The organism is Vibrio chagasii (genome assembly GCA_041879415.1).
Lineage (GTDB): Bacteria > Pseudomonadota > Gammaproteobacteria > Enterobacterales > Vibrionaceae > Vibrio.
In genome coordinates this window covers 172,058-195,929 of the sequence record CP090853.1, presented here as the reverse complement: position 1 = coordinate 195,929, position 23,872 = coordinate 172,058, and the positions used below count along the sequence as shown (strand labels likewise).

20 protein-coding genes are annotated in these 23,872 nt (G+C 45.8%); 3 read left to right on the top strand and 17 right to left on the bottom strand.

What is annotated here, in order from left to right; genetic code table 11:
* Positions 1 to 171: 171 nt before the first annotated feature.
* Together L0991_23095 and L0991_23090 are read right to left on the bottom strand one after the other, a co-directional pair.
* Complete coding sequence (locus L0991_23095; protein XGB65667.1) at positions 172 to 1,875, bottom strand: cation acetate symporter; 1,704 nt, start codon at positions 1,873 to 1,875, stop codon at positions 172 to 174.
* A 10-nt stretch (positions 1,876 to 1,885) separates the two neighbouring features.
* A complete protein-coding gene (locus L0991_23090) occupies positions 1,886 to 2,152 on the bottom strand; it encodes a DUF4212 domain-containing protein (protein ID XGB65666.1) in 267 nt (88 codons plus the stop codon).
* 401 nt (positions 2,153 to 2,553) lie between these two features.
* On the opposite strand from L0991_23090, the gene L0991_23085 reads away from it, so the two are divergent.
* Entirely contained in the window at positions 2,554 to 4,305 is a 1,752-nt protein-coding gene (locus L0991_23085) for a potassium/proton antiporter (GenBank protein XGB65665.1), read from the top strand.
* Here L0991_23085 and L0991_23080 read toward each other — a convergent pair.
* From L0991_23080 to aspA, 11 genes are all read right to left on the bottom strand, one after another.
* A complete protein-coding gene (locus L0991_23080; protein XGB65664.1) occupies positions 4,302 to 4,931 on the bottom strand; it encodes a response regulator transcription factor in 630 nt (209 codons plus the stop codon). The two genes, L0991_23085 and L0991_23080, sit on opposite strands and share 4 nt — an antisense overlap.
* Before the next feature lie 210 nt (positions 4,932 to 5,141).
* The gene (locus tag L0991_23075) at positions 5,142 to 6,971 is read right to left on the bottom strand and encodes a protein-disulfide reductase DsbD (GenBank protein ID XGB65663.1); all 1,830 of its coding nucleotides are present in this window, start codon (positions 6,969 to 6,971) and stop codon (positions 5,142 to 5,144) included.
* A 174-nt stretch (positions 6,972 to 7,145) separates the two neighbouring features.
* Positions 7,146 to 7,634, bottom strand: coding sequence for an arginine repressor (locus L0991_23070; protein ID XGB65662.1), 489 nt, complete (start codon positions 7,632 to 7,634; stop codon positions 7,146 to 7,148).
* Positions 7,635 to 7,961: 327 nt separating this feature from the next.
* Complete coding sequence (pyrI, locus tag L0991_23065; GenBank protein XGB65661.1) at positions 7,962 to 8,426, bottom strand: aspartate carbamoyltransferase regulatory subunit; 465 nt, start codon at positions 8,424 to 8,426, stop codon at positions 7,962 to 7,964.
* A gap of 15 nt (positions 8,427 to 8,441) precedes the next feature.
* A complete protein-coding gene (gene pyrB, locus L0991_23060; GenBank protein ID XGB65660.1) occupies positions 8,442 to 9,371 on the bottom strand; it encodes an aspartate carbamoyltransferase in 930 nt (309 codons plus the stop codon).
* 482 nt (positions 9,372 to 9,853) lie between these two features.
* Positions 9,854 to 10,864, bottom strand: a complete 1,011-nt coding sequence (locus tag L0991_23055; protein XGB65659.1) for an ornithine carbamoyltransferase — start codon at positions 10,862 to 10,864, stop codon at positions 9,854 to 9,856.
* 141 nt (positions 10,865 to 11,005) lie between these two features.
* Positions 11,006 to 11,917, bottom strand: a complete 912-nt coding sequence (arcC, locus tag L0991_23050) for a carbamate kinase (protein XGB65658.1) — start codon at positions 11,915 to 11,917, stop codon at positions 11,006 to 11,008.
* Positions 11,918 to 11,988: 71 nt separating this feature from the next.
* Positions 11,989 to 13,212, bottom strand: coding sequence for an arginine deiminase (gene arcA, locus L0991_23045; protein XGB65657.1), 1,224 nt, complete (start codon positions 13,210 to 13,212; stop codon positions 11,989 to 11,991).
* Positions 13,213 to 13,978: 766 nt separating this feature from the next.
* Positions 13,979 to 15,427, bottom strand: coding sequence for a YfcC family protein (locus tag L0991_23040; protein ID XGB65656.1), 1,449 nt, complete (start codon positions 15,425 to 15,427; stop codon positions 13,979 to 13,981).
* A gap of 508 nt (positions 15,428 to 15,935) precedes the next feature.
* Positions 15,936 to 17,243, bottom strand: coding sequence for an anaerobic C4-dicarboxylate transporter (locus tag L0991_23035; GenBank protein ID XGB65655.1), 1,308 nt, complete (start codon positions 17,241 to 17,243; stop codon positions 15,936 to 15,938).
* Positions 17,244 to 17,423: 180 nt separating this feature from the next.
* Positions 17,424 to 18,875 (bottom strand): aspartate ammonia-lyase, encoded by a 1,452-nt coding sequence (gene aspA / locus L0991_23030; GenBank protein XGB65654.1) that lies wholly within the window; start codon positions 18,873 to 18,875, stop codon positions 17,424 to 17,426.
* A 284-nt stretch (positions 18,876 to 19,159) separates the two neighbouring features.
* On the opposite strand from aspA, the gene fxsA reads away from it, so the two are divergent.
* Positions 19,160 to 19,684 (top strand): membrane protein FxsA, encoded by a 525-nt coding sequence (fxsA, locus tag L0991_23025; GenBank protein ID XGB65653.1) that lies wholly within the window; start codon positions 19,160 to 19,162, stop codon positions 19,682 to 19,684.
* A 131-nt stretch (positions 19,685 to 19,815) separates the two neighbouring features.
* On the opposite strand, the gene trmL is transcribed toward fxsA, so the two are convergent.
* From trmL to L0991_23005, 4 genes are all read right to left on the bottom strand, one after another.
* Complete coding sequence (trmL, locus tag L0991_23020) at positions 19,816 to 20,295, bottom strand: tRNA (uridine(34)/cytosine(34)/5-carboxymethylaminomethyluridine(34)-2'-O)-methyltransferase TrmL (protein XGB65652.1); 480 nt, start codon at positions 20,293 to 20,295, stop codon at positions 19,816 to 19,818.
* Positions 20,296 to 20,372: 77 nt separating this feature from the next.
* Positions 20,373 to 20,990, bottom strand: a complete 618-nt coding sequence (locus L0991_23015; GenBank protein XGB65651.1) for a superoxide dismutase — start codon at positions 20,988 to 20,990, stop codon at positions 20,373 to 20,375.
* A 76-nt stretch (positions 20,991 to 21,066) separates the two neighbouring features.
* Complete coding sequence (gene cpxA, locus L0991_23010; protein ID XGB65650.1) at positions 21,067 to 22,446, bottom strand: envelope stress sensor histidine kinase CpxA; 1,380 nt, start codon at positions 22,444 to 22,446, stop codon at positions 21,067 to 21,069.
* Positions 22,446 to 23,135: a response regulator gene (locus L0991_23005; protein ID XGB65649.1), complete on the bottom strand. Its 690-nt coding sequence runs from the start codon at positions 23,133 to 23,135 to the stop codon at positions 22,446 to 22,448. The genes cpxA and L0991_23005 overlap by 1 nt, the downstream gene beginning before the upstream one ends.
* A 180-nt stretch (positions 23,136 to 23,315) precedes the next feature.
* On the opposite strand from L0991_23005, the gene L0991_23000 reads away from it, so the two are divergent.
* Positions 23,316 to 23,825 (top strand): CpxP family protein, encoded by a 510-nt coding sequence (locus L0991_23000; protein XGB65648.1) that lies wholly within the window; start codon positions 23,316 to 23,318, stop codon positions 23,823 to 23,825.
* Positions 23,826 to 23,872 lie beyond the last annotated feature (47 nt).

Genomic DNA, 23,872 nt, shown 5'->3' with positions numbered 1-23,872 from the left:
TATTATCAAATGAAACTTTAAAAACAACCCTTTGTTTCTGTTTTTATAAAACGGTAGGCAAAAGAAAAAAGCCGATACATAACGTATCGGCTTTCTGAGATTCAGTACCTAATCCCTACAATGTAAGTACTGAGTCATTTTTTGCTAAACATCTCGGTTTAGTAGTCGCGTTTAGTGGTCGTGAGCTTCACCAGCACCCTTAGGGTAACGGATGTTTTCAACCATCTCTTGTACGTCTTGTGGTACTTCAGCAGTCACTTTGTTTACCGCAATTGAAACTACGAAGTTTAGACACATACCTAGCGTACCGATGCCTTCTGGGCTGATACCAAACCACCAGTTTTCAGGTGTGCTTGCTGCTGGGTTAACGAACTTGAAGTAGATGATGTAGCTTGCCGTGAAGGCAATACCTGTCAACATACCTGCAATCGCGCCTTCCTTGTTCATCTTCTTGTAGAAGATACCTAGGATAATTGCTGGGAAGAAGGATGCTGCGGCTAAGCCGAAGGCAAACGCTACTACCTGAGCTACGAAGCCTGGAGGGTTAATACCCAAGTAACCTGCACCGATAATCGCGACCATTGCTGCCAAACGAGCGGCTAGTAGCTCCTGCTTGTCGGTCATGTTTGGTCTGAAGCCTTTCTTCAACAAGTCATGCGAAATCGATGTTGAGATTACTAGTAGTAGACCTGCGGCTGTTGATAGTGCGGCTGCTAGGCCACCGGCTGCCAGTAGTGCTACAACCCAGTTTGGTAGTTTCGCTAGCTCTGGAGAAGCCAGTACGATGATGTCACGGTTGATCTTCATCTCGTTGCGCTCATCGCCCGAGTAGAACATTTTGCCATCGCCGTTCTTATCTTCCCAACCTACTAGGCCAGTGCTTTCCCAATTTTTGTACCAGCTAGGTGCGTCTGCTGCTGCGACACCTTGCATGTCTGGGCCGTTAATCGTTTCAATCATGTTTACACGAGCGAATGCTGCAACGCCTGGTGCTGTTGTGTATAGCAATGAAATGAACAGTAGTGCCCAACCTGCTGAGATACGCGCATCACGTACTTTAGGTACTGTGAAGAAACGGATGATTACGTGTGGAAGACCTGCAGTACCTACCATTAGAGCTGCACAGATGAAGAATACATCCACCATGCTCTTGTTACCTTCGGTATAGGCGGTAAATCCGAGTTCTTCGGTGAGTCCATCCAGTTTATCGAGTAGGTAAACGTCTGTGCCTGAAATCGTTGAACCCATACCAACTTGTGGAAGCGGGTTACCTGTCATCATGATTGACGTGAAGATTGCTGGAACAAGGAAGGCGAAAATGAGGACACAGAATTGAGCTACCTGCGTATAAGTGATGCCTTTCATGCCACCAAGTACTGCGTAGAAGAACACAATACCCATACCAATGATGATACCTAGGTTAATGTCGACCTCTAGGAAACGAGAGAATACTACGCCCACACCACGCATCTGGCCCGCAACGTATGTGAATGATACGAAGATTGCACAGAATACCGCTACCATACGTGCTGTTTTCGAGTAGTAACGTTCACCGATGAAATCAGGAACCGTAAACTGACCGAACTTACGTAGGTAAGGTGCTAAACATAGCGCAAGTAGTACATAACCACCTGTCCAACCCATCAGGTAAACCGCACCGTCGTAACCAACGAATGAGATGATACCTGCCATTGAGATGAATGACGCTGCCGACATCCAGTCAGCGGCTGTTGCCATACCGTTTGCTACTGGGTGTACACCACCGCCCGCAACGTAGAATTCACTGGTAGACCCTGCGCGAGCCCAGATTGCGATGCCGATATACAGTGCGAAAGTGATACCGACGAGAATAAACGTCCAAGTTTGAATATCCATGTTCTAGCCTCTAGTCTTCCTGTACGTTGTATTTTTTGTCGAGCGCATTCATGCGGACAACGTAAATGAATATCAGCGCCACGAAGGTGTATATCGAGCCTTGTTGAGCGAACCAAAAGCCGAGCTTGAACCCGCCAAACTGAACGGTGTTAAGGGCATCAACAAATAAGATGCCTGCGCCGTAAGACACTGCGAACCAGATCGCGAGCAGTGTTCCCATAATTCCCAAGTTTTCCTTCCAGTAGGCTTGAGCATGTTCCGTAGATTCGAACGCCATTGCCTTCTCCTTTATTCCGTTTCCGTAGAATGTCGTTGTGTTAACGTAATGTTACGATTTGAAATGTAGCAAGGATAAGTCAAGGGATCTGTGCAACTTTAGTCGGGACGGTATTAGCCCTAATCCACTGAAATATGGGAGTTGGGAGACAAAACCATATAAAAATGTGATGTTACAAGGTTGTTAAATTAGCCAAAGGTCTAACAAAAAGGGATGAATTAATGAGTGAGTAATAAAATTTAACAACTAAATGACAGAGAATCATTATTTAGTCCTGCATATGACACGAAGGGAAATATAAGTTTGTTATAGTAATTACGCTGCTTTTAGAGCCCTTTTCTTGCTTAATAGCAGAAATTAGACATGCTTTAATCACGAGTTTTATTCTTTGGGGGAACGAATTGGACGCAATAACTATTAATCACTTATTTTTAACTGGTGCAGTGCTTATCGCCATCAGTGTGCTTTTCTCACAAGTGTCCTCACGATTGGGCGTTCCGATTCTTTTGATCTTTTTGTTTGTTGGTATGTTGGCGGGCGAAGATGGCCCCGGCGGCATCAATTTTGATGACTATTCATTAACTTACTTGGTGAGTAACCTCGCGCTTGCCGTGATCCTGCTTGATGGTGGTATGCGCACTAAGGTGGCGAGTTTTAAGGTCGCGTTTTGGCCTTCGCTGTCGTTAGCCACCATAGGTGTGGCTTGTACTGCTACCCTCACCGGCTTAATGGCGGCTTGGCTATTCGACCTATCACTGATGCAAGGCATTCTAGTGGGCGCGATTGTGGGCTCGACCGATGCTGCGGCGGTATTTTCTCTGCTCAAAGGGCAGAGCCTCAACGAGCGTGTTGGCTCAACCTTAGAGATAGAGTCTGGTACCAACGACCCAATGGCGGTCTTCCTAACGGTGACCTTAATCGCGCTACTTGGCACCCCAGATGCTGAGATGGGGATGAACTTTCTGCTGAAAAGCTTCGCGATGCAATTTGGTGTTGGTACGCTTATTGGTCTTGGTGGCGGTTGGGTTCTGTGGAGTTTAATCAACCGAATACAGCTGGCTGATGGTCTTTACTCGATTCTGGTACTGAGCGGCGGTGTGGCTCTGTTCGCTTTCTCTAATATGCTTGGCGGCAGTGGCATCTTGTCGATTTACCTTGTGGGCTTGTTCATTGGTAACCGTCCAACGCGCGCTCGACACTCGATTCTCAATGTCCTTGATGGCATGACCTGGCTAAGCCAGATTGTGATGTTCTTGGTTCTCGGTCTCTTGGTCACACCATCGACATTGATGGAAATCGCACTCCCTGCTTTGGCGCTAGCTTTCGGTATGATCCTGTTTGCTCGTCCGCTGTCGGTTTGGTTAGGTCTGTTGCCATTTCGACGTTTTACCACCAAGGAGCGCTGGTTTGTTTCTTGGGTAGGTTTACGTGGCGCGGTGCCGATCATTTTGGCGGTGTTCCCGATGATGGCAGGCCTGCCTAATGCTCAATTGTATTTCAATATCGCGTTCTTCGTGGTTATGGTGTCGTTGATTGTTCAAGGTGGTAGCTTGATGAAAGTTGCGAGGCTGGCTCAAGTCACCTTGCCACCAACACCGACACCTATTTCACGCACTGGTATCGAGATTTACCCGACCAGTGAGTGGGAGATGTTTGTCTACAAGCTGAAAGAAGAGAAGTGGTGTGTCGGTGAGCCGCTCAAGCGCTTGTCGATGCCGGAAGGCACACGTATTACTGCACTGTTTCGACAAGACGCTTTGCTTCACCCATCGGGTAGCACAGTGTTAGAAGCGAACGATATTCTTTGTGTGCTTGGCCAAGACCAAGACCTAGACAGTTTAAGTGAGCTGTTCAGTGAAGCACCGGAAGCTGAAGAGGCTGCACGATTCTTTGGTGATTTCTTCCTTGAGGTTGGCTTGTCGATTGCGGCAGTGAGTGATTGCTATGGCATTGAGCTTGGTTCTGAAGAAGAGCGAGAGATGACGCTAAAAGAGCTGGCTGAACGCGAACTTGGTCCTCATCCAGTATTGGGTGATAGTTTTGAGTGGCATGACATCAATTGGGTGGTTGCAGAGATAGAAGATCATAAAGTCGTCAAGCTGGGTTTATGTTTGCCTAAGACGACTTTAGATGAGGATGTCAGCGGCGCTTAATTATGGACTTCTTGCAGTAAGATAACCGCTTGAGTTCGGTTTTTTACGTCCAGTTTTCGGAAGATGGCTGTCATGTGCGCCTTGATGGTCGCTTCCGAAACATTCAATTCATAGGCGATTTGCTTGTTCAGCAGGCCGTCGGAAAGCATCCCTAGCACCTTGTATTGTTGTGGCGTCAGTGTGGCAATTTTTTCTGCAAGGTCGCTACAAGCCGCATTGTTAGTAATCAGCCCTTCAGGAAAGAACGGGTCGCCATTCAGCACTTGATTCAGTGCACTTACCAATTCACGCATGTCACTCGACTTTGGAATAAAACCAAACGCACCATGGCTTTTCACTTGAGTGACCACGCTAGCGTCTTCACTTGCCGAGATCACGACAATCGGTAGGTCTGGGTATTCTGCACGAAGCTGAATCAGACCAGACATTCCGTTGGCTCCCGGCATTTTTAGATCGAGCAGCAGTAGGTCGGGTTCATCTTCTTTTTTAAGCAGAGTCAGTAACGCGTCGAGAGAGTCGGCCTCAAGTAGGTTCGCACCGCTGATCGCCATATGAACCGACTGAAATAGGGCGTTGCGGAAGAGAGGGTGGTCATCAGCAATGATGATGGTGTAGGTCGAGTCCATGACGTCCATACTTTTAACAATTTAGTTAATATTTATTATCATCCTGATTGAGTATGTGGACAATATCTATGCATTAAAAGTCTGAACCATATCGACTTTTATCCCCTTTCTAAGAAAGCGTTTCTTGCTATAACAAAAAAGCCGCACTGCCATCTCGTTATGAGGGGCGGTGCGGCTTTGTCTGGTGTTACATTTAGACCAATGTTGCCGTTATAGCTGGTGGTCTTGCATGTGTTTTAAGAATACATCGGCAGGCATAAAACCAGTCACTCGAGCATTTGGAACATGGTTACCCTCGCTATCCCAGAACTCAATGGTTGGTAAGCCAAGTACCTGCAACTGCTTAAGTAGTTCAATGTCTTGTGGCATGTTTCGAGTCACGTCTGCTTGAAGTAACACGAAGTCAGACAGTTTGTTCTCGACATCTGCTTGATGGAAGGTGTACTTCTCAAACTCTTTACACGCCACACACCAGTCGGCGTAGAAATCGAGCATTACCGGTTTACCCAGTTTCTTCGCTTCAATGAGCTGAATTTCAAGTTCTTCAACAGTGTTAATGCGTGCAAACTGGATCTGCTGTTCCACTACAACGCTCTTTTCTGCAAACCAGTAATTTAGTGCAGGTTGTGCAGAAGCAAACAGACCAAGCATCGCGATAATACCTACTGCACTTTGCTTCCAGCCACCAAATGGCAGTGCGTTCTTACTGTGATACAACCAACCGAAGGCGATGAAACCAAGGGCAGACCAAAGCGCAGTTGCCCATAGTTCTGGGATAATGCGCTCTAGCAGGAAGATAGGTGCTGCCAGCAAGATAAAGCCGAATACGACCTTCACTTTATCCATCCAGCTGCCCGCTTTTGGCAGTAGCTTATTGCCGAATACCGCTACCAAGATGAGCGGAATTCCCATACCCATGGCTAACGCGTACAGAGCAATCGCACCGGTAAATAGGTCGCCACTTTGAGCAACATACAGCAGCGCACCCGAGAGTGGGGCTGTAGTACAAGGCGAACATACCAAACCAGAGATAGCACCCATAGCGAACACGCCCAAGGTATTGCCACCTTGCTGCTTGTTGCTTTGGTTGTTGAGCCAAGTTTGGACACTGCTCGGCAGTTGTAGGTTATATACGCCGAACATCGACATCGCTAATGCTACGAAGAGAACGCTCAACGCAATCAGCACATAAGGATGTTGCATCGCAGCTTGGAATTGCATACCCGCAGAGGCCACCACCAAACCCAGTAGGGTGTAAGTTAGCGCCATGCCTTGCACGTAGATGAAGGACAACATCAACGCGCGACCTTGGCTGAGCTTGCCACCACCTAACACTATGCCCGTTAGGATTGGATACATAGGCAGAACACACGGTGTGAAGGCTAAGCCAACACCGAGCGCTAAGAACAGTAATGGGGTCCACCAACTGTCACCGAGTTTATCGGCTAGGCTCGCTTCCTTTGAAACGGGTGCGCTTGATTGTGGTGTTGTGTTATTTGCCACCTCTGCTTTTGGAGAAGCAACTTGTGGTGAGGTGTTCGCTTGGTTACTGGTAGTTTTAGCTGCAGTGTCGCTTGAACCCGTTGCTTCAAACGGTGCAATGTCGATGACTCGAGTTTCTGGAGGGTAGCAGAAGCCAGCCTCGGCACAGCCTTGGTACTTAACGATCAGCTGTGAGCCGTCTTGGTAACTTTGCAGGGGAACTTGTACGAATAGCGGTTGAGTATAAACACTCACTTCACCAAAGAATTCGTCTTGGTGTGGTTTACCATCTTCTAACTCAACATTACCGATAGCGAGATTTTGGCCGCTAAAAGAGAGGCTATGTTGATAGAGGTAGTAGCCTTCTTTTACCTGCCAGTCGAGAAGCACCTTGCCATCTTGCTGGTAGTAATTGAAAGGGAAAGCTTGGTCAACAGGAACAAAACCGTTGTTATTGCCTCCGAAGCTTGGCTCGGCGTTGTCATTTCCAAAAAGCGCCCACGCAGGCTGGGTGAATAGGGAAATACAAACAAAAAGTAATGTGGCAAGTCGTCGCATACTATTTAGTCATTTAATGGAGTTATGGGTATCTTAACTCAATCAGACCGTAATAGTTTGCTATTAGTTTCATTGGCTCGTAAATATCCCTTAGGGCGGGAAATCCACTTTCTTAGGTAATCGGGAGAGGGTCAGCCTTGCAGCAGGCATAGGGAGCCCTTGCCAGTAATCCATTTAAGCGACACCTAAGCGTGCTTTTACCACTTGCTCACAAGCATCGATATTGGTTGTGTCTTTTGGAATGATTAACACGGTGTCGTTGCCGCCAACAGTACCGATAATCTCAGTATGTGGGTCGATATCTACTAATCTTGCAACTAACTGCGCACAACCTGGGTGGGTTTTAACTATCACCATTGCTTGGTTATGAGTGATTAATTCGATTTGCGAAGAGATGGAGGCATCGACACGTACAGGCGCGCTTTCAACCGTAATACAGTAGACTTTTTTACCACAGGCATTCTGGATTTTGACTACGCCGAGCTGTGACAAAATACGAGATACCGTCGATTGGCTAATACCGGTATAGCCGATCTCGACCAGCTTTTCGCGCAGCTGGTTTTGGGTTGAGAAGCTTTGTTGTTGTAGTAAGCGTTTGCACGCTGCAGTCAGTGTTTTATCTTCAGCTGAATACAAGCAACCGTGCTCAGTGATCGGGTTCATGAACAACTCCTTAAGGTCAACAGTGATACCGCTTGTCCATAGCGTCGTGCGCACTCCCAAAGCCGTAGAGTACGATTTGTTAATTAGGGCTTACCGACGAATCCTGAAGTAAAGAAGGGCGGGTATGCGAGATGTATGATCATCTATGCATCTAGTCTACCACTAAAGGATAGTTATCTTTTTGAAGGCGATCACCAAACAAAATTCTGGTTATTTGCTTGTATTTTGGTGCTTTATTCTTGAAGTGAGTGGATATTTATTCCGCATTGGGAATAAATATCCATGTGCTTGGGAAGCTTTTGACCTAGGCACTAATGAAGATAAGGGTTAGCGAATTTCACTCATGATCTCGCGAGAGAATACTTTTTCACAGTAATGGCATTTTAGCTGCACATTTTCCTGTTTTAGCTGAACTTTAAAGCTACTTTCAACGGGTTCACCGTGTGAAATACAGTTGCTATTTGGGCATGAGAATACGCTGTTGATTTGCTCTGGCAGTACAAGCGTGAGTTTGTTTACGACCTTGTACTCTTCAATCTGATTGACCGTCGCTTGTGGCGCATACAAAGCCAATTGGTTCGCCTGTTCTTTGGTTAGAAAGATGTTCTCAATCTTGATCAGATCTTTGTGTCCCAACGCAGATGATGGCAGATTTAATCCCATGGTGATGCGCTGTTCTGTTTTGTGCATCTTGAACAGTTTAAGGATTTTGATACCAAGGTGAGCAGGGATGTGGTCAATGACGCTGCCGTTACGGATCGCTTCTACTTGTAGCTGAGTTTGTTTAACCATGACTGTGTCTCCTGCTTATAAAGTGTCGTTTAGAACTAGAGCTAATAGGGCTTCGCGAGCGTATACACCATTTTCAGCTTGCTCGAAGTAGTAAGCGTGTGGTGTTTTATCAACGTCGGTGGTGATCTCGTCAACGCGTGGCAGTGGGTGAAGCACTTTCATGTTTTGGCGGGCGTCTTTCAATGTGTCGGCGGTGAGGATGTAAGCCGACTTCATGTGTGCGTATTCTGATGCATCAAAGCGCTCTTTCTGTACGCGAGTCATGTATAGCACATCCAGTTCCGGTACTACTTCTTCAATGCTGCTGTGTGTGCTGTATTGAATGCCCATCTCTTCCAGTTCTTCGCAGATGTAATCCGGCATCGCTAATACTTCAGGTGCGATAAAGAAGAAACGTACGTTATTGAATTTTGATAGTGCTTGCGTCAGTGAGTGCACGGTACGTCCATATTTAAGGTCGCCGACAAACGCCACATTGAGGTTGTCGAGAGTGCCTTGTGTTTCGTAAATCGAGAACAGGTCTAGCAGGGTTTGAGTTGGGTGTTGGTTCGCGCCATCACCGCCATTCACCACTGGCACACCGTTAGAGAACTCAGACGCCAAGCGCGCAGCCCCTTCTTGTGGGTGACGCATCACAAAGGCATCAACGTACGATGAAATCACCTGCACTGAATCAGCAAGTGTTTCGCCTTTCTTAGCCAGTGATGTGTTACCGCCATTATCAAAACCGATGACTGTGCCACCAAGGCGTTGAACTGCGGTTTCGAATGAGAGGCGAGTTCGAGTTGAAGGCTCAAAGAAACAGCTCGCAACGACTTTATTTTTCAGCAACTCTGGATTTGGTTCAGCCTTGAGCCTTGCTGCGGTATCGACGATAAGCTCCAGTTCATCACGAGAGAGCTCAGGAATGGAGATGATGTGCTTGTTAAATAACGAATGCGCCATAACGGGTCTTCCTTCTATGCATACAGTCAAATTGCGGACAAAAAAAAGCCCCCTAAAAATAGGAGGCTTCGAAACGATCAATAGAACAAAATAAAAATGACACCAACGCCATTCTCTGGCGTGTAGTTTGACAATCATGTGCGACAAAACTGCGGTTCATTTTTTGCTCTCTTTAGACAAATTGCGGAGGATTATACTCAGATAAAAACAGCGCGCAATAGTTTATGTAAAGTATTCATTTTATGGATATTTATTCCAAATTAGTCCGTGCTTTTACTTCTTTTTAAGCCTTTGTTGAAGCAGAAAAACTTCGACTTTTTTAGGCAATAATCTTTTCAAACGAATGAAAAAAAATGCGGGTTTTATCCAAGAGAAAATTCCCATGCACGCCACCCGCATTTCCCTGTTATTGCACTCAAACTATCGACTTGTTTGTAAATAAGAGAGTGCTTTGCTTCTAAGTTTTTTAACTGTTTGGTTTATTAGCTGCCTAGTGTTGCAACCATCACTGCTTTGATGGTGTGCATGCGGTTTTCAGCTTCATCGAACACGATAGAGTATTCAGATTCGACCACTTCATCAGTCACTTCCACACCGTCTTTTAGCTGTGGGTATTCAGCCGCAAGCTGTTTGCCTACCGTGGTGTCTTCGCCATGGAAAGCTGGTAGACAGTGCATGAATTTCACATGTGGGTTACCGGTTGCTTTTAGCATTTCCATGTTCACTTGGTAAGGCATCATTAGGTTGATACGCTCAGCCCATGCTTCTTTCGCTTCACCCATCGATACCCAAACGTCGGTGTATAGGAAGTCACAACCTTGCACGCCCTCTTGAACATCTTCAGTTAGGGTGATTTTGCCGCCAGTGTGTTCTGCGATTTCACGGCATTGAGCCAATAGCCCTTCTTCTGGCCAGAATTGCTTAGGAGCAACAAGGCGAATGTCCATGCCCATTTTCGCTGCACCAACCATTAGAGAGTTACCCATGTTGTTGCGAGCATCACCTAGGTAAGCAAACTTGATTTCATGCAGTTGCTTACCACGGCCGTATTCAGTCATGGTCAGGAAGTCTGCCAAGATTTGAGTTGGGTGGAATTCGTCAGTCAGACCATTCCATACAGGTACACCAGCGTAAGCGCCTAGCTCTTCGACAATCTCTTGACCGAAGCCGCGGTATTCAATGCCATCGTACATACGGCCAAGAACGCGAGCGGTATCTTTCATCGATTCTTTATGGCCAATTTGAGAACCAGATGGGCCTAAGTAAGAGACGCGAGCACCTTGGTCGAATGCTGCCACTTCGAATGCACAGCGAGTACGAGTTGAGGTTTTCTCAAAGATAAGTGCGATATTTTTGCCAGTCAGTTTTGGCTGTTCGTAACCGTTGTACTTCGCTTTTTTAAGCTCCATTGAAAGATCTAATAAGTGTTGAATTTCGCGTGGAGTGAAATCTAGTAGTTTTAGGAAGTTACGATTGCGTAGGTTAAAAGCCATGATGTATTCCTTCTTAGATTTAGGCGCTTTCCTGTTACAGGGAAAGAAAATTCAAGAAAGCGCGATTCAATTTTTGTGTATTAATTTCAGTTCAAACGGTGATTCAGTTTTCTCGCAAGGTTTGAAAAGCTCGCGAGTGGATTAACCTTTGGTGATGTTGGTACCCGCTTGGCCTTGCAGAATTTGCAAACCATCTTCGAGCGCACCAATACCGACGACTTTGCCGCCTTGTTGGATAAATTCGCATGACGCTTCAATTTTTGGTCCCATGGAGCCAGCATCAAATTCGAACTTCGCTAGTTCACTTGGCGTAGTGCTGCGCAGCGCGTGTTGAGTCGGTTTGCCCCAATCTAGGTAAACCGCGTCTGCATCAGTCAAAATCAGTAGTGCATCGGCATTCAATTGTTTTGCTAAGAAAGCAGCTGACATGTCTTTGTCGATAACCGCTTCGACACCAACCAATTTGCCATGCTCTTTTTTCACTGGAATGCCGCCACCGCCAGTACAGATCACTAGGTGACCCGCCTCGATAAGCTGGGTGATCGCTTCATGTTCAACGATGCCGGTTGGTCTTGGGCTTGGCACAACACGACGGAAGTGTTGGCCGTCTGGTTTTACGATCCAGTGGAACTTCTCTGCCAATTCACGCGCTTCTGCTTCTTCGTAGATTGGGCCGATTGGCTTGGTTGGATCTGCAAATGCAGGGTCATTTGGATCAACCGTCATTTGGGTCAACATGCATGAGATGTTGCGGTTCGGCAGATAGTTTTTGAACTCTTGCATCAGCATGTAGCCGATCATGCCTTGAGTTTCGCTGCCCAATACATCCAGTGGGTATGGATTTACTTTCTTGTACTCCAAACCTTGCAGAGCAAGTAAGCCAACTTGTGGGCCGTTCCCGTGCACTAATACCACGTTGTACTCTTTGGCTATTTCCGAGATGGTTTTCACCGCTGTTTCAATATTACGGCGCTGAACGTCAGCTTCTAACGGCTCACCGCGACGAAGTAGGGCGTTACCACCGAGTGCAACAACAACAGTTTGTTTAGTCATAATTGTGTTCTCTCATTGTGGCCAAGTTGAGGTTATTTGCGTTCGTCAACTTGGCCGTTTCGTCTTAGTGATTAGATACCATCACGCTCAATAGGGCAGCTCATGCAACGTGCGCCACCACGGCCACGACCAAGCTCATCTCCAGGAATTGGCAGTACTGTGATACCAGCTTTGTCGTATTTCTCGTTGGTGTAAGTGTTACCTTCGTAGCCAATAACGACGCCAGGTTTAACGGTCAGTACGTTGTTTGCATCGTTCCACTGCTCACGTTCTGCATGGAAATTGTCACCACCAGTAGTGATCAGGTTTAGCTTGTCTACGCCCAATGCTTTTTCGATAGCGGTAACGAAGTAGCCTTCTTCTTTCACTTTCACGGCACCAGACTCATCACCGGTTAGGTTCCAGCACTTCACATCTTTACTCACCACTTCAGGGTAAACAGAGAACGTATCTTCGTTCATGTGTGTCATTACCGTATCTAGGTGCATGCAAGAGCGGTGTTTTGGCAGCTGCATAGCGATAACTTGCTTCGCTTGGCCGTGTTTGAATAGGCTAGAAGCCAAGTGTTCAACACCTTGTGGCGTGGTACGTTCTGACATACCGATAAGCACTGTGCCACGGCCGATAACCAGAACGTCACCACCCTCAATCGTTGAGTTGTCGTAGTTGATGCTCTCTTCATCGCCGAAGTATTTAATGAAGTCTTGGCCTGCAAAGGTTGGGTGCCAACGGTAAATCGCACGCACGTGGTTGGTTTCGCGTTGACGTGCTGGTTTCGCCATTGGGTTGATCGATACACCACCGTAAACCCAGCAAGAAGTGTCGCGAGTAAATAGGTGGTTTGGTAAAGGCTCAATAATGAAGTCGGTTGGTGTGAACATGCCTTGCATCATTGAAGAAGACTTCATCGGCATTTCAGCGTAAGACAGGCCGCCGGTTAGGATTTTTGCAAGTTCTAGGTTTGGTAAGTCACCTAAGTAGCAGCGTACGTCGTTAGCAAAAGTTTTACCCAAACGGTAATCAGATACTTGGCAGTTCAGTAGCCAATCTTTCGCTTCCGGCACAGCTAGCGTATCTGCTAGTAGGTCAGTAAGAAGAAGAACCTCAACACCCTGATCACGTAGCGTTTGAGTGAATACGTCATGCTCTTTACCTGCACGCTCAACAGCCAGTACGTCATCAAACAGCAAATCGTGACAGTTAGATGGTGTTAAGTGAGTCAGTGCGCGTCTTGGGCGATGAACTAGAACACGACGCAATTGACCTATTTCAGAACCTACATAGAACTTACTCATGATCGTCTCTCTCTTATATATTTGAATTACTTTTATTGCTAAGAGTAATTATTTATTTTCAGGTGAGAAGAATGAATTATTTATTCATATCTCTTGTCTGGAATTAATATTACGCCTGCTGCTCAGGTATTCTTAGAGATCTATCACAAATCATTTTTTATCCCTCAGCCCTTTAAAAACAAGGGTTTTAACAAATTTTATGCACTTTGAACGATCATCGATTGCTTCTAAATAGTTAATCCTGGGGGAACATTATTCATGTTTTTCTAATCCAGATTAGTAAAATCCAAATAGTGAGGGTTTATATGCAATGTACTTTAATTGATAAAAGTGAGCTTAAGATGGAAGTATGCAGTGTTTTTATTTAGATATTTAATTTTGAATGTGGAATTAATTATCTGTTAACAAATTAAATTCGTATAAAGTTATTTGGGTCACATTTTAAAATAGGACTTATGAGGGTGTTTTTAATTAGGTTTAGTCGTTTATTTATATTTTGCTGTTACTTTTAATTAACCTGTAAATATAATTAACGCTAATAAATGACTAAATATTTCGCCATATATCACCTTGGTAAATAATGAGTGGTCTTGTTAACTTTGTCTGTGATGTTTGCAGATGAGTAGGAGTGTTGAGATGGGGCTTCTCGGGAGTTGCTGAGTTCGCTATGGGCTGCAGTAACGGTAAAACTAGCTGAGCTAGCGATAGAGCTAAAAAAGCCGCTATGGAAGCGGCTTTGAATGGAAATGTGTTTGCTTAAGGGATGCTAGATAAGCGCACCAATACTCAGTACGACGATGCAGAACACGGTTAAGATACCGATCAATGGCATGACCCACTTCACCCAGCGTACGTAAGGTACACGAGCTATCGCCAAGCCACCCATTACCACCGCAGAGGTTGGGGTAATAAGGTTTACCAAGCCTGAAGCCGATTGGTAAGCGGTAATCACAAGGTCTCTACCAACACCTGCGAAGTCAGCCAATGGTGCCATGATAGGCATGGTCAGTACTGCTAGGCCAGATGTCGATGGCACTAGGAATGACAATAGAATCTCTAGGAAGAACATCACATTAATAAAGATAACGGATGAGAGCCCGGTGACCATCTGCTCTGCAGAGAATAGAATCGTATCGGTGATCATACCGCGATCCATCACCACTACAATACCACGAGCAATACCTATGATCAGCGCTACACCGAGCAGGTCACGTGCACCGTCAATGAAGCTTGAGGTAAACTCTTCTTCGCTCATGCGAGCCACAATACCGACAATGATGGTCGCTGCTAGGAACATTGCAGAGATCTCTGCCATCCACCATCCTGCAACGGATACACCGTAAATCATTACTGCGAATGAGCCACCAAAAATAGTCAGAATCAGCTTACGAGTCGCAGTGAATTCAAGTTTTTCTCCGCTTGAGTTGCCAAGGAAGTGCGCTTTGTTTTCTTCGTATTTGTCATACACAATCGACTTGCTTGGATCAGCTTGCACCATTCTTGCGTAACGCATGACGTAAGCGACACAGATACCCCAACCAATAATCAACATTGCTACACGTAGCACGATACCGTCGGTAAATGGGATGCCAGAGGCGTTAGCAGCGATAACCGTTGCGAATGGGTTAATGGTGGAACCTAGCACCCCTATGCCCGCGCCTAGAAGTACAGTTGCTGCTGCCACTAGAGGGTCAAAGCGAGCCGCCATCATGACAGGTACAAGAAGTGTATAGAATGGGAGTGATTCTTCCGCCATACCATAGACAGTACCGCCAGCAGCAAACAGTGCCATCAGTATTGGTATCATCAACTCTTCTCGCCCTTCGAGGCGTGCGGTGACGCGTTCGATACCAGCATCAATCGCACCAGTCTTGGTGACTAGCCCTAAGAAGCCACCAATGATGAGAATGAACAGTGAAACGTCGATTGCAGCAGCTTCATAGCTATTGTGGTCGTAGAAGCCGTCAATCGGCGCTAGCAGTACGTCAATCACTCCTTGAGGGTTACCTTCAACCGCTTGATAGGTTCCGGTGACCGGCACTTCTCGGCCTAATTCTTCATTCATTGCTCGGTCATATTGACCCGCTGGAACAATCCAGGTCAGTAGAGCAACGAATGCAATTAAAATAAATAGAATGGTATAAGCAGAAGGGAATTTAAAGTTGGCAAAGAAGCCGCCCTTTTTTTTCTCGCTTGGCATCGTTTGAGTTGTCATGGCTATCTCCTTACATCATCTTAAATAGAAGTGATGTGAATTAGCGACTAATGATTTATAGACTGTAAATACACTGACACTTATAAATTACCCAACGATATAAAATTGCGGGCTTTAAATTAAAGTTATTTGATATTTACTAATCCAGATGAAGTTGTATTTAATTTAGCTGCGGTTATTTTATTCTTTACTTAATCATTTAAGTTTGGTGCTGTTCACAAAAATAGTGGCCAGTAAAAGGGCTAAAAAATGTGAGAAAAATCGTAAGGTTTTTTGGTTAATTAGCTTGGATTAATATTCGGTTTGGTTAGTTGGTAAATAGGGGAGGGTTGATTTGATAGGTATTGATAGAGAATGGATTGGATAGTCTTGGAATTTTATTCAAACTTTATTTTTGAACGCGTTTTAAAATTTGTCATGGTTATTTGACGGGCATCAAAAATCACATTAACCCACAAACAAAAAAGGAAGCCGAAGCTTCCTTTTAGAGTCATATCATCAGTGGATTTTAAATAAACAGACCACCGAATGCGAAGCCTAGTGCTACCGCAGTACTGATTGTTACCACACCTGGAATGAAGAACGGGTGGTTGAATACTAGGTTACCGATACGCGTTGAGCCTGTGTCATCCATCTCAACTGCAGCCAGTAGCGTAGGGTAAGTAGGAAGAACGAACAGTGCACTTACCGCAGCGAAAGAAGCAACGGCTGTTAGTGGTGCTACGCCAATTGCTAGTGCTGCAGGCATTAATGCAACCGTTGTTGCGCCTTGAGAGTAAAGCAGCATAGAAGCGAAGAACAGAACAAGAGCCAGCATCCATGGGTAGTCAGCCAGTAGTGCACCCGCAACGTCTTTGATTTCAGCAACGTGTGCGTTTACAAACGTAGAACCTAACCAAGCCACACCAAGTACACATACACACGCAGTCATACCAGAGCGGAACGTAGGTGCTGAAGAAATTTTCGCTGCATCGATCTTAGTGAACATTACGATTGCCGCTGCTGCTGCCAACATTACCGACATGATCGCTTCGTTACGACCTAGTGCAGGGTTCTCGATTAGGCCAACAGAGCTAGAGATAGCCGCTGCGTAACAAACAACAAAACCAATTGCTGCTAGGAAGATGTAAGTTGCTTTCTTCGCTGTTGGAAGGATCTCGCGCTTCTCATCTGACGCTAGTTTGATGAGACCTTTCTCTAGACGCTCTTGGTAAACAGGATCGTCTTTAAGTTCGCTACCCATGTAGTTAGCAACAACAGCACCCACCATACAAGCGATGAAGGTTGTAGGAATACAAACCATCAGCAGTGTTAGGTAATCAACACCGAATGGTGCAAGCATGGCTGCGAAAGCTACAACCGCTGCCGAGATTGGTGAAGCCGTGATAGCAATTTGAGACGCAACAACAGCAATAGACAGTGGGCGAGAAGGACGTACACCTTGGCCTTTCGCTACTTCCGCAATAACTGGCAGAGTTGAGAATGCTGTGTGGCCAGTACCCGCCATTAGCGTCATTAAAAAGGTCACAATCGGTGCGTAAAAGGTGATGCGTTCTGGGTGCTTACGCAAAAAGTTTTCTGCAATTTGCACCAACCAGTCCATACCGCCAGCAACCTGCATTGCAGCAATTGCGGTGATAACCGACATGATGATCAGGATTACATCAATTGGGATAAAAGATTGGCTTGTTGGTACGCCAAGAATAAGTGAAAGAGCAATAACACCAGCACCACCGGCAAAGCCGATACCGATGCCGCCAATTCTGGCCCCTAAGAAGATAAAGAGCAGGACGATAAACAGTTCTACTGCAATCATAATTAACACCTCATGTAGATTTTATTATGTGACCACTCGTTGAGAGAATGTTCAGATAATAGTTCTATGGTTTAGATTCAATTAAGCAAAAGCGCAACATACAGAAAACCACAAAATAAACAGGGTTAACCGTATTGGAGCCTAAAAAAGGGCTCCGTTTGGAGCCCTTTCTCGCTAGCGTTACTCGTAGCGTTTTGCTTTATACTGAGGATGCATCAAATTTTCAACAGAGAAAATGTCATCAAGTTCTTCTTCGGTTAATAAACCGCGCTCTAGAACCACATCACGAACACTCTTACCTGTTTCTGCACAGATCTTACCCACAATGTCACCTTCGTGGTGGCCAATGTATGGGTTTAGGTAAGTTACGATACCGATAGAGTTAAATACGTGCGCTTCACAGATTTCTTTATTTACCGTAATGCCGTCTACACACTTGTCGCGTAGGTTCACACAAGCATTAGTTAGGATGTCTAGAGACTCAAACATGCTTTGTGCAATAACAGGTTCCATAACGTTCAGTTGAAGTTGACCACCTTCAGCTGCGAAAGAAACTGTGTTGTCGTTACCTAGAACTTTGAAGCAAACTTGGTTTACTACTTCAGGTACTACTGGGTTTACTTTAGCTGGCATGATTGAAGAGCCTGCTTGAAGCTCAGGTAGGTTCAGCTCGTTTAAGCCTGCGCGAGGACCTGAAGACAGTAGACGTAGGTCGTTACAAATCTTAGACAGCTTAACTGCTAGACGCTTAAGTGCGCCGTGCGTCATTACGTATGCGCCACAGTCTGAAGTTGCTTCGATTAGGTCTTCTGCTGGAACACACTCTAGGCCAGTTACTTCAGCTAGGTGTTTAACAGCAAGGCCTTGGTAACCTGGTGCTGCGTTTAGACCAGTACCGATTGCTGTTGCGCCTAGGTTAACTTCAAGCAGTAGCTTAGATGTGTATTCTAGGTTTTTGATTTCTTCATTGATGGTTACCGCCCAAGCGTGGAACTCTTGGCCAACCGTCATTGGAACTGCATCTTGAAGTTGAGTACGACCCATCTTCAAAACGGTGTTGAATTCTTGGCTCTTAAGCTCGAATGCACCTTTAAGGTATTCAATTGCATCGATCAGTTTTAGTACGCTGTTGTAAACAGAGATACGGAAGCCAGTTGGGTAAGCACAGTTAGTTGATTGGCTGCGGTTTACGTGGTCGTTCGGGTTGATGAACTCGTACTGGCCTTTTTCTTTGCCCATTAGCTCAAGTGCAACGTTCGCGACAACTTCGTTCGCGTTCATGTTTACAGAAGTACCAGCACCACCTTGGAAAACGTCTGATGGGAACTGATCCATGCACTTGCCAGTGTCTAGAATTAGGTCACAAGCTTGGATGATGTATTTAGCCACTTCGCTAGGAATTACACCTAACTCTTTGTTTGCTAAAGCCGCTGCTTTTTTTGTCATCACCATACCGCGAACGAATTCAGGTACATCTGAGATCGTTACATTTGAGATGTTGAAGTTTTCAACTGCGCGTAGAGTGTGGATGCCGTAGTAAGCATCAGCCGGAACATGACGTTGACCTAAAAGATCTTCTTCGAGACGAGTAGCTTGAGGAGCATCAACTTGTGCTTCTGATAGAGTAGCCATAACAGGATCCTTAGAGAATAATTCTGATTATATAGTTAGTTATTAGCCTATTCTGTGTGCAAATACTCCGTTCGCTAGAATATTGGGCTGATAAATCCGTCCTGACTTATGTGGCACATGATACTGTACCTAGCGCATAAAAATAGTAAGTTGATCACCTTTTTCGCTTTTGTTTAGTCAATATTTTGCAAAGTTAATTTGGGTCAATAAACACGCTTATTTACAGGATAAATTTGAGATTGATAGACCTTTCAGCGTAAACTGAAAGCAACAAAGGAGGGCGTGTGTTTCCTATCTTATTATTACTATTTATCTTCGTACCCATCATTGAGATTGGGCTATTTATTCAAGTTGGTGGCTTCTTAGGATTGTGGCCAACTATTGCATTGGTTTTGATCACGGCATTTGTTGGTGCATCGCTGGTTCGTAGCCAAGGTATTCAAACACTGATGTCCGTTCAAGGTCGACTACAGCAAGGCGAGATGCCGGCACAGCAGATCCTTGAAGGCGTGATGCTGGCAGTGGCTGGCGTATTGCTGCTGACTCCAGGCTTTATGACAGACGCTCTGGGTATGTTGGTATTGTTGCCAGCACCAAGAGCCATGATCGCTAAGAAAATGATGGAAAAAATGGTGGTTAAAAATATGTCTGGTGGTTTCCACGCTGGTGGACAAGCTGGCTTTGGTCAGAGTCCATTTGGAGATGATCCATTCAACCGCGACCCATTTGACCAATCAAAAGGCGGTAACACCTTTGAAGGTGAGTTTGAGAAGAAAGACGACGACAACGATCGTAACCGCTTAAACTAATCCTGCTGTTTAGATAGAAAGACAACAACTGAAAAGGCTCTTACCTTTATCCTTCGTAAGAAAGAGATAATGGTAAGAGCCTTTTTTATTGTCTATTAGCGATGACAGATAATAGGTGTTTGAGGGTTTGGTTATACCGCGCCTTCGAAGCCCATTTGTCGCCATGCTTCAAACGCGATGATTGCTACAGCATTGGATAGGTTCAGGCTGCGTGCGTCTGGCATCATTGGAATACGAATACGTTGTTCCATCGGCATGCTTTCGATGAACTCAGCAGGTAGGCCGCGTGTCTCAGGGCCGAACATCAACACATCGCCTTGTTGGAACTTGGCATCCACGTGATGACCTGTGGTCTTGGTGGTACACGCAAAGATACGGTAATCACCTTCACGTTCGTTCTCTAGATACTCAATAAAAGCTTCTAGGTTCTTGTGACGTTTCACTCGCGCTAGGTCGTGATAATCTAAACCAGCACGACGCACTTTCTTCTCTTCAAAATCAAAGCCAAGTGGCTCAATCAGGTGCAGGTTTGCGCCGCAGTTAGCACATAGGCGGATGATGTTACCCGTATTGGGTGCAATTTCTGGTTCGTATAGAGCGATATCAAACATGTGGGTTCACAAGAGTAATCAAAGATAGCCAGAGTATACGGTGGCAAGCTGTGTGAGTACAGTTTGCCACCACCCACTTAGGCTTGGTTGGCGAGTGCCTGTGCGTAGTTTTCTGATACGGCAGTCCAGTTGACCACGTTCCACCAAGCGTTGATGTAGTCAGGTCGGCGGTTTTGATAGCTGATGTAGTAGGCGTGTTCCCACACATCTAACGCAAGGATCGGTTCACCGTTGCTGGCCACCGTATCCATCCAAGGATTGTCTTGGTTTGAGGTTGAGATGATCTTCAGTTGTCCTTCTTCTACTACTAACCAAGCGAAGCCAGAGCCGAAGGTGTTGATTGCCGCTTGAGCGAACTGATCTTGGAACGTTGCGAAATCTCCGAATGTGCTTTTAATCGCTTCACCAAGCTCGCCAGTTGGTTCGCCACCGCCGTCTTGCGACATACAGTTCCAATACAAGATATGGTTGTAGTAGCCGCCACCATTGTTGCGCACGGCAGGGCTGTGCTGAGAAATATTCGCGAAGATTTCAGTTAGAGATTGCTGTTCAAGTTCGCTACCAGACACCGCTGCGACAAACTTATCGTAATAGGTTCTATGGTGCTTGCTGTAGTGCACTTCCATCGTTTGTGCATCGATGTACGGTTCTAGAGCATCGTAGGCGTAGGGTAGTTCTGGGAAAATGTGAGACATGGTAAATCCTCCTTAATTAGAGGATTTACCATAATGATAATAACAATCATTATCAACTGTGATCTTTGTGGGGGTATTACAGTGGCAGGATAGGCAGAGTAATTTCGAGCTGTAATCCGCCGAGTTTACTGCGGCTCGCGGTAATCGTTCCGCTATGTTGACGAATCGCACTCTCGGTAATAGTCAGCCCAAGTCCAGTGCCACCAGAATTACGGTCACGAGCGGTAGAAACACGGTAGAAAGGTCTGAAGATAGAATCGAGTTCATCATCAGGCACACCATCACCGTTGTCATTGACGCAAATAGTTAGCTGATCTTGCACCACGTGGAACTGCACATCGACTTGGTCTTTACCGTAGTAAATGGCGTTACGCGTAATGTTGTCTAAGGCACTCATCAGTAGCTTAGGATTACCTGAAATTGAACGCTCAGGGATTTCTGAGAATGTCAGCTCTTTACCCATCTGTTCAGCTTCGAACTGCGCGTCTTTTAAGATCTCTTCCCACAAGCTCGATATCGGCTGAACTTCACGAGTAATGTGGCTATCAACCTGCATCCGTGAGAGGGTCAGTAGTTCACTGATCATCTGTTCCAAGCGTTGTGCTTCTGTATCGATACGCTCAAGTTCTGGGCTCTCACCTTGTTTACGAATCGCTAGTGCGTTGGCCATACGAAGCCGTGTTAAAGGAGAGCGCAGCTCGTGTGAGATATCAGAAAGCAAGCGCTGTTGCCCTGAGATCATCTGGTTTACGGCCTCAACCATTTGGTTAAAGCTTTCGCCTGCTTGTCTGAATTCTGATGTGCCTTTTTCAAGGGTTGGATCGACCTCGAATTCGCCTTTCGCTACACGTTGTGCAGCACGCTCAAGTCGGCGAGCTGGCTGGCTGAGTGCCCAAGCTAACCAAAGTAATAGTGGGGTACTGGCTAGCATCACGGCAAGCAACAGCTGCAGTGGTCTATCAAATAGTCGCAGTAAGAACGGCGGTGGCTGATTCCACTTTACTCCGGCGTACATCAGTAGCTCTTCACCTGCCAGTTTGATTGGCACAGGGCCAGCAACCATGTAGTGCCCGTAAAGCTTCTGCTTTGGTACTTCTGGGTTATCAATTGAGGTTACAAAGTTGCGAATCGCCTTAAGTTTGTAGTCTGAATGTCTTTTTGAAGTTAGGACTGCGCCCTCAAGATCGGTCAGATAGATACGTGCACGAGAATCTTTGCGGCTACGTGGCGCCTCAAGTTGGAAGACAATTTTGCCGAGGTTAGGCTCTCTGGCGTAGCGTTTCTCTGTAGCTTTGGCGATGCGTTCCAGTTTGCTGAGATGGTCAGCGGGCACATCACGCGCTACTCGCGGGTCTAGATGTGGTAGTGAGAGTACGGATAAAAGCACCAGTAACATGGTGAACCAAAAGATGGCAAAGATACGTCCATATAAGCTAGTGATTTTAGGGATGCGCATTAATCCTCCTCTACCAATAGGTAGCCACGACCACGCAAGGTCTTGATGCGTGATTTGCCATCGCTACGTTCTGGAATCTTCTTACGTAGGTTAGAGATGTGCATGTCTATCGCACGGTCAAATGCTGCAAGTCTTTTGCCAAGTACATCTAAGCTTAGCGCTTCCTTGGTGATCACTTGCCCCGGGTTTTGGATAAGGTGGCTTAGTAGAGCGAACTCGGTAGTGGTCAGGTCGATGATCTCGCCATTGCAGTACGCTTCTTGTTTGCCAGGGAACACTTCAATGTCTTGATATTGGATTCTATCGCTGGTGGCTTTTGGAGTGCTCGTGGTTTGTGTGCGGCGCAAGATGGCGCGAATACGTGCGAGTAATTCGCGGTCGCTAAATGGCTTTGGTAAGTAGTCATCCGCGCCAAGCTCCAGGCCGATCACACGGTCGATCTCTTCACCTTTTGCCGTCAGCATCAGCACTGGCGTTTCCCAATGTTCTCTTAGCTTTTTGAGTGTTTCCATGCCATTCAGGCGCGGCATCATTACATCCAAAAGAATCAAATCGATCTCATCATTGATCGCTTCGAGCCCTGCGTAGCCATCATTGGCTTCAGAAACGGTGAAGCCCTCAAAGCTAAGAATGTCTTTAAGTAAGCTCGTTAGCTCAGTGTCGTCATCAATAAGAAGAATGTTCGCCATGGGAAAGCCTTAATCGGTTAGTTACAGGTTAATAATACTGCTAATTATTCGTCAGCTTTCACTCTTTACGATTCTTTACGCTTTCTAAACGTCACTTTACGAGGGAAAGACTAATCTATATTCAAGCGCTGAGATACAGACGCAATACATGACTTATTATACCGAATTGAGGCAACAATTATGAAAATGACGAAGAAACTTGTACTAGCAGCTGCGGCACTTCCACTTATGTTAGGTACAGCAAGTGCGTATGCATTTGGCGGCGGTGACAAGGGCGACCATAAAGGCATGCACGGTAAATGTGGTGGCTTCGACAAGAAAGTAATGCGTCAACTAGACCTAACTGACGCACAAAAAGAACAGTTAAAAGAGATGCGTGAAGCGAACCGTGCTGAGATGAAAGCAAAACACGCGGGCAACAAGTCAGACAAAATGGCGCAAATGAAAGCGCACCACGAGAAAGTTCAAGCGTTGGTACTAGCTGACAACTTCGATGAAGCAGCGGCAAATGATCTAGCAAGCCAAATGGTTGAGAAGCAAACTGAGCGTCGCGTAGCAATGCTTAAGAAACAACACGAAATGATGAGCGTGCTAACGCCTGAGCAAAAAACTCAACTGAAAGAAATCCAGCAAGAGCGCATGGCGAAATGTGCTGAAAAGATGGAAAAGCACATGAACAGAGACAAGTAATTCAAAGCTGGATAAAGCAAGTTTGAATGAAAGTGTTTAAAAAGAAG

Excerpts from the sequence above, each read along its gene's own strand:
- L0991_23095 (XGB65667.1), bottom strand. The coding sequence starts at position 1,875 with ATGGATATTCAAACTTGGACGTTTATTCTCGTCGGTATCACTTTCGCA.
- L0991_23090 (XGB65666.1), bottom strand. The coding sequence starts at position 2,152 with ATGGCGTTCGAATCTACGGAACATGCTCAAGCCTACTGGAAGGAAAAC.
- L0991_23080 (XGB65664.1), bottom strand. The coding sequence starts at position 4,931 with ATGGACTCGACCTACACCATCATCATTGCTGATGACCACCCTCTCTTC.
- L0991_23075 (XGB65663.1), bottom strand. The coding sequence starts at position 6,971 with ATGCGACGACTTGCCACATTACTTTTTGTTTGTATTTCCCTATTCACC.
- L0991_23070 (XGB65662.1), bottom strand. The coding sequence starts at position 7,634 with ATGAACCCGATCACTGAGCACGGTTGCTTGTATTCAGCTGAAGATAAA.
- pyrI (XGB65661.1), bottom strand. The coding sequence starts at position 8,426 with ATGGTTAAACAAACTCAGCTACAAGTAGAAGCGATCCGTAACGGCAGC.
- pyrB (XGB65660.1), bottom strand. The coding sequence starts at position 9,371 with ATGGCGCATTCGTTATTTAACAAGCACATCATCTCCATTCCTGAGCTC.
- L0991_23055 (XGB65659.1), bottom strand. The coding sequence starts at position 10,864 with ATGGCTTTTAACCTACGCAATCGTAACTTCCTAAAACTACTAGATTTC.
- arcC (XGB65658.1), bottom strand. The coding sequence starts at position 11,917 with ATGACTAAACAAACTGTTGTTGTTGCACTCGGTGGTAACGCCCTACTT.
- arcA (XGB65657.1), bottom strand. The coding sequence starts at position 13,212 with ATGAGTAAGTTCTATGTAGGTTCTGAAATAGGTCAATTGCGTCGTGTT.
- L0991_23040 (XGB65656.1), bottom strand. The coding sequence starts at position 15,427 with ATGACAACTCAAACGATGCCAAGCGAGAAAAAAAAGGGCGGCTTCTTT.
- L0991_23035 (XGB65655.1), bottom strand. The coding sequence starts at position 17,243 with ATGATTGCAGTAGAACTGTTTATCGTCCTGCTCTTTATCTTCTTAGGG.
- aspA (XGB65654.1), bottom strand. The coding sequence starts at position 18,875 with ATGGCTACTCTATCAGAAGCACAAGTTGATGCTCCTCAAGCTACTCGT.
- trmL (XGB65652.1), bottom strand. The coding sequence starts at position 20,295 with ATGTTTGATATCGCTCTATACGAACCAGAAATTGCACCCAATACGGGT.
- L0991_23015 (XGB65651.1), bottom strand. The coding sequence starts at position 20,990 with ATGTCTCACATTTTCCCAGAACTACCCTACGCCTACGATGCTCTAGAA.
- cpxA (XGB65650.1), bottom strand. The coding sequence starts at position 22,446 with ATGCGCATCCCTAAAATCACTAGCTTATATGGACGTATCTTTGCCATC.
- L0991_23005 (XGB65649.1), bottom strand. The coding sequence starts at position 23,135 with ATGGCGAACATTCTTCTTATTGATGACGACACTGAGCTAACGAGCTTA.
- L0991_23000 (XGB65648.1), top strand. The coding sequence starts at position 23,316 with ATGAAAATGACGAAGAAACTTGTACTAGCAGCTGCGGCACTTCCACTT.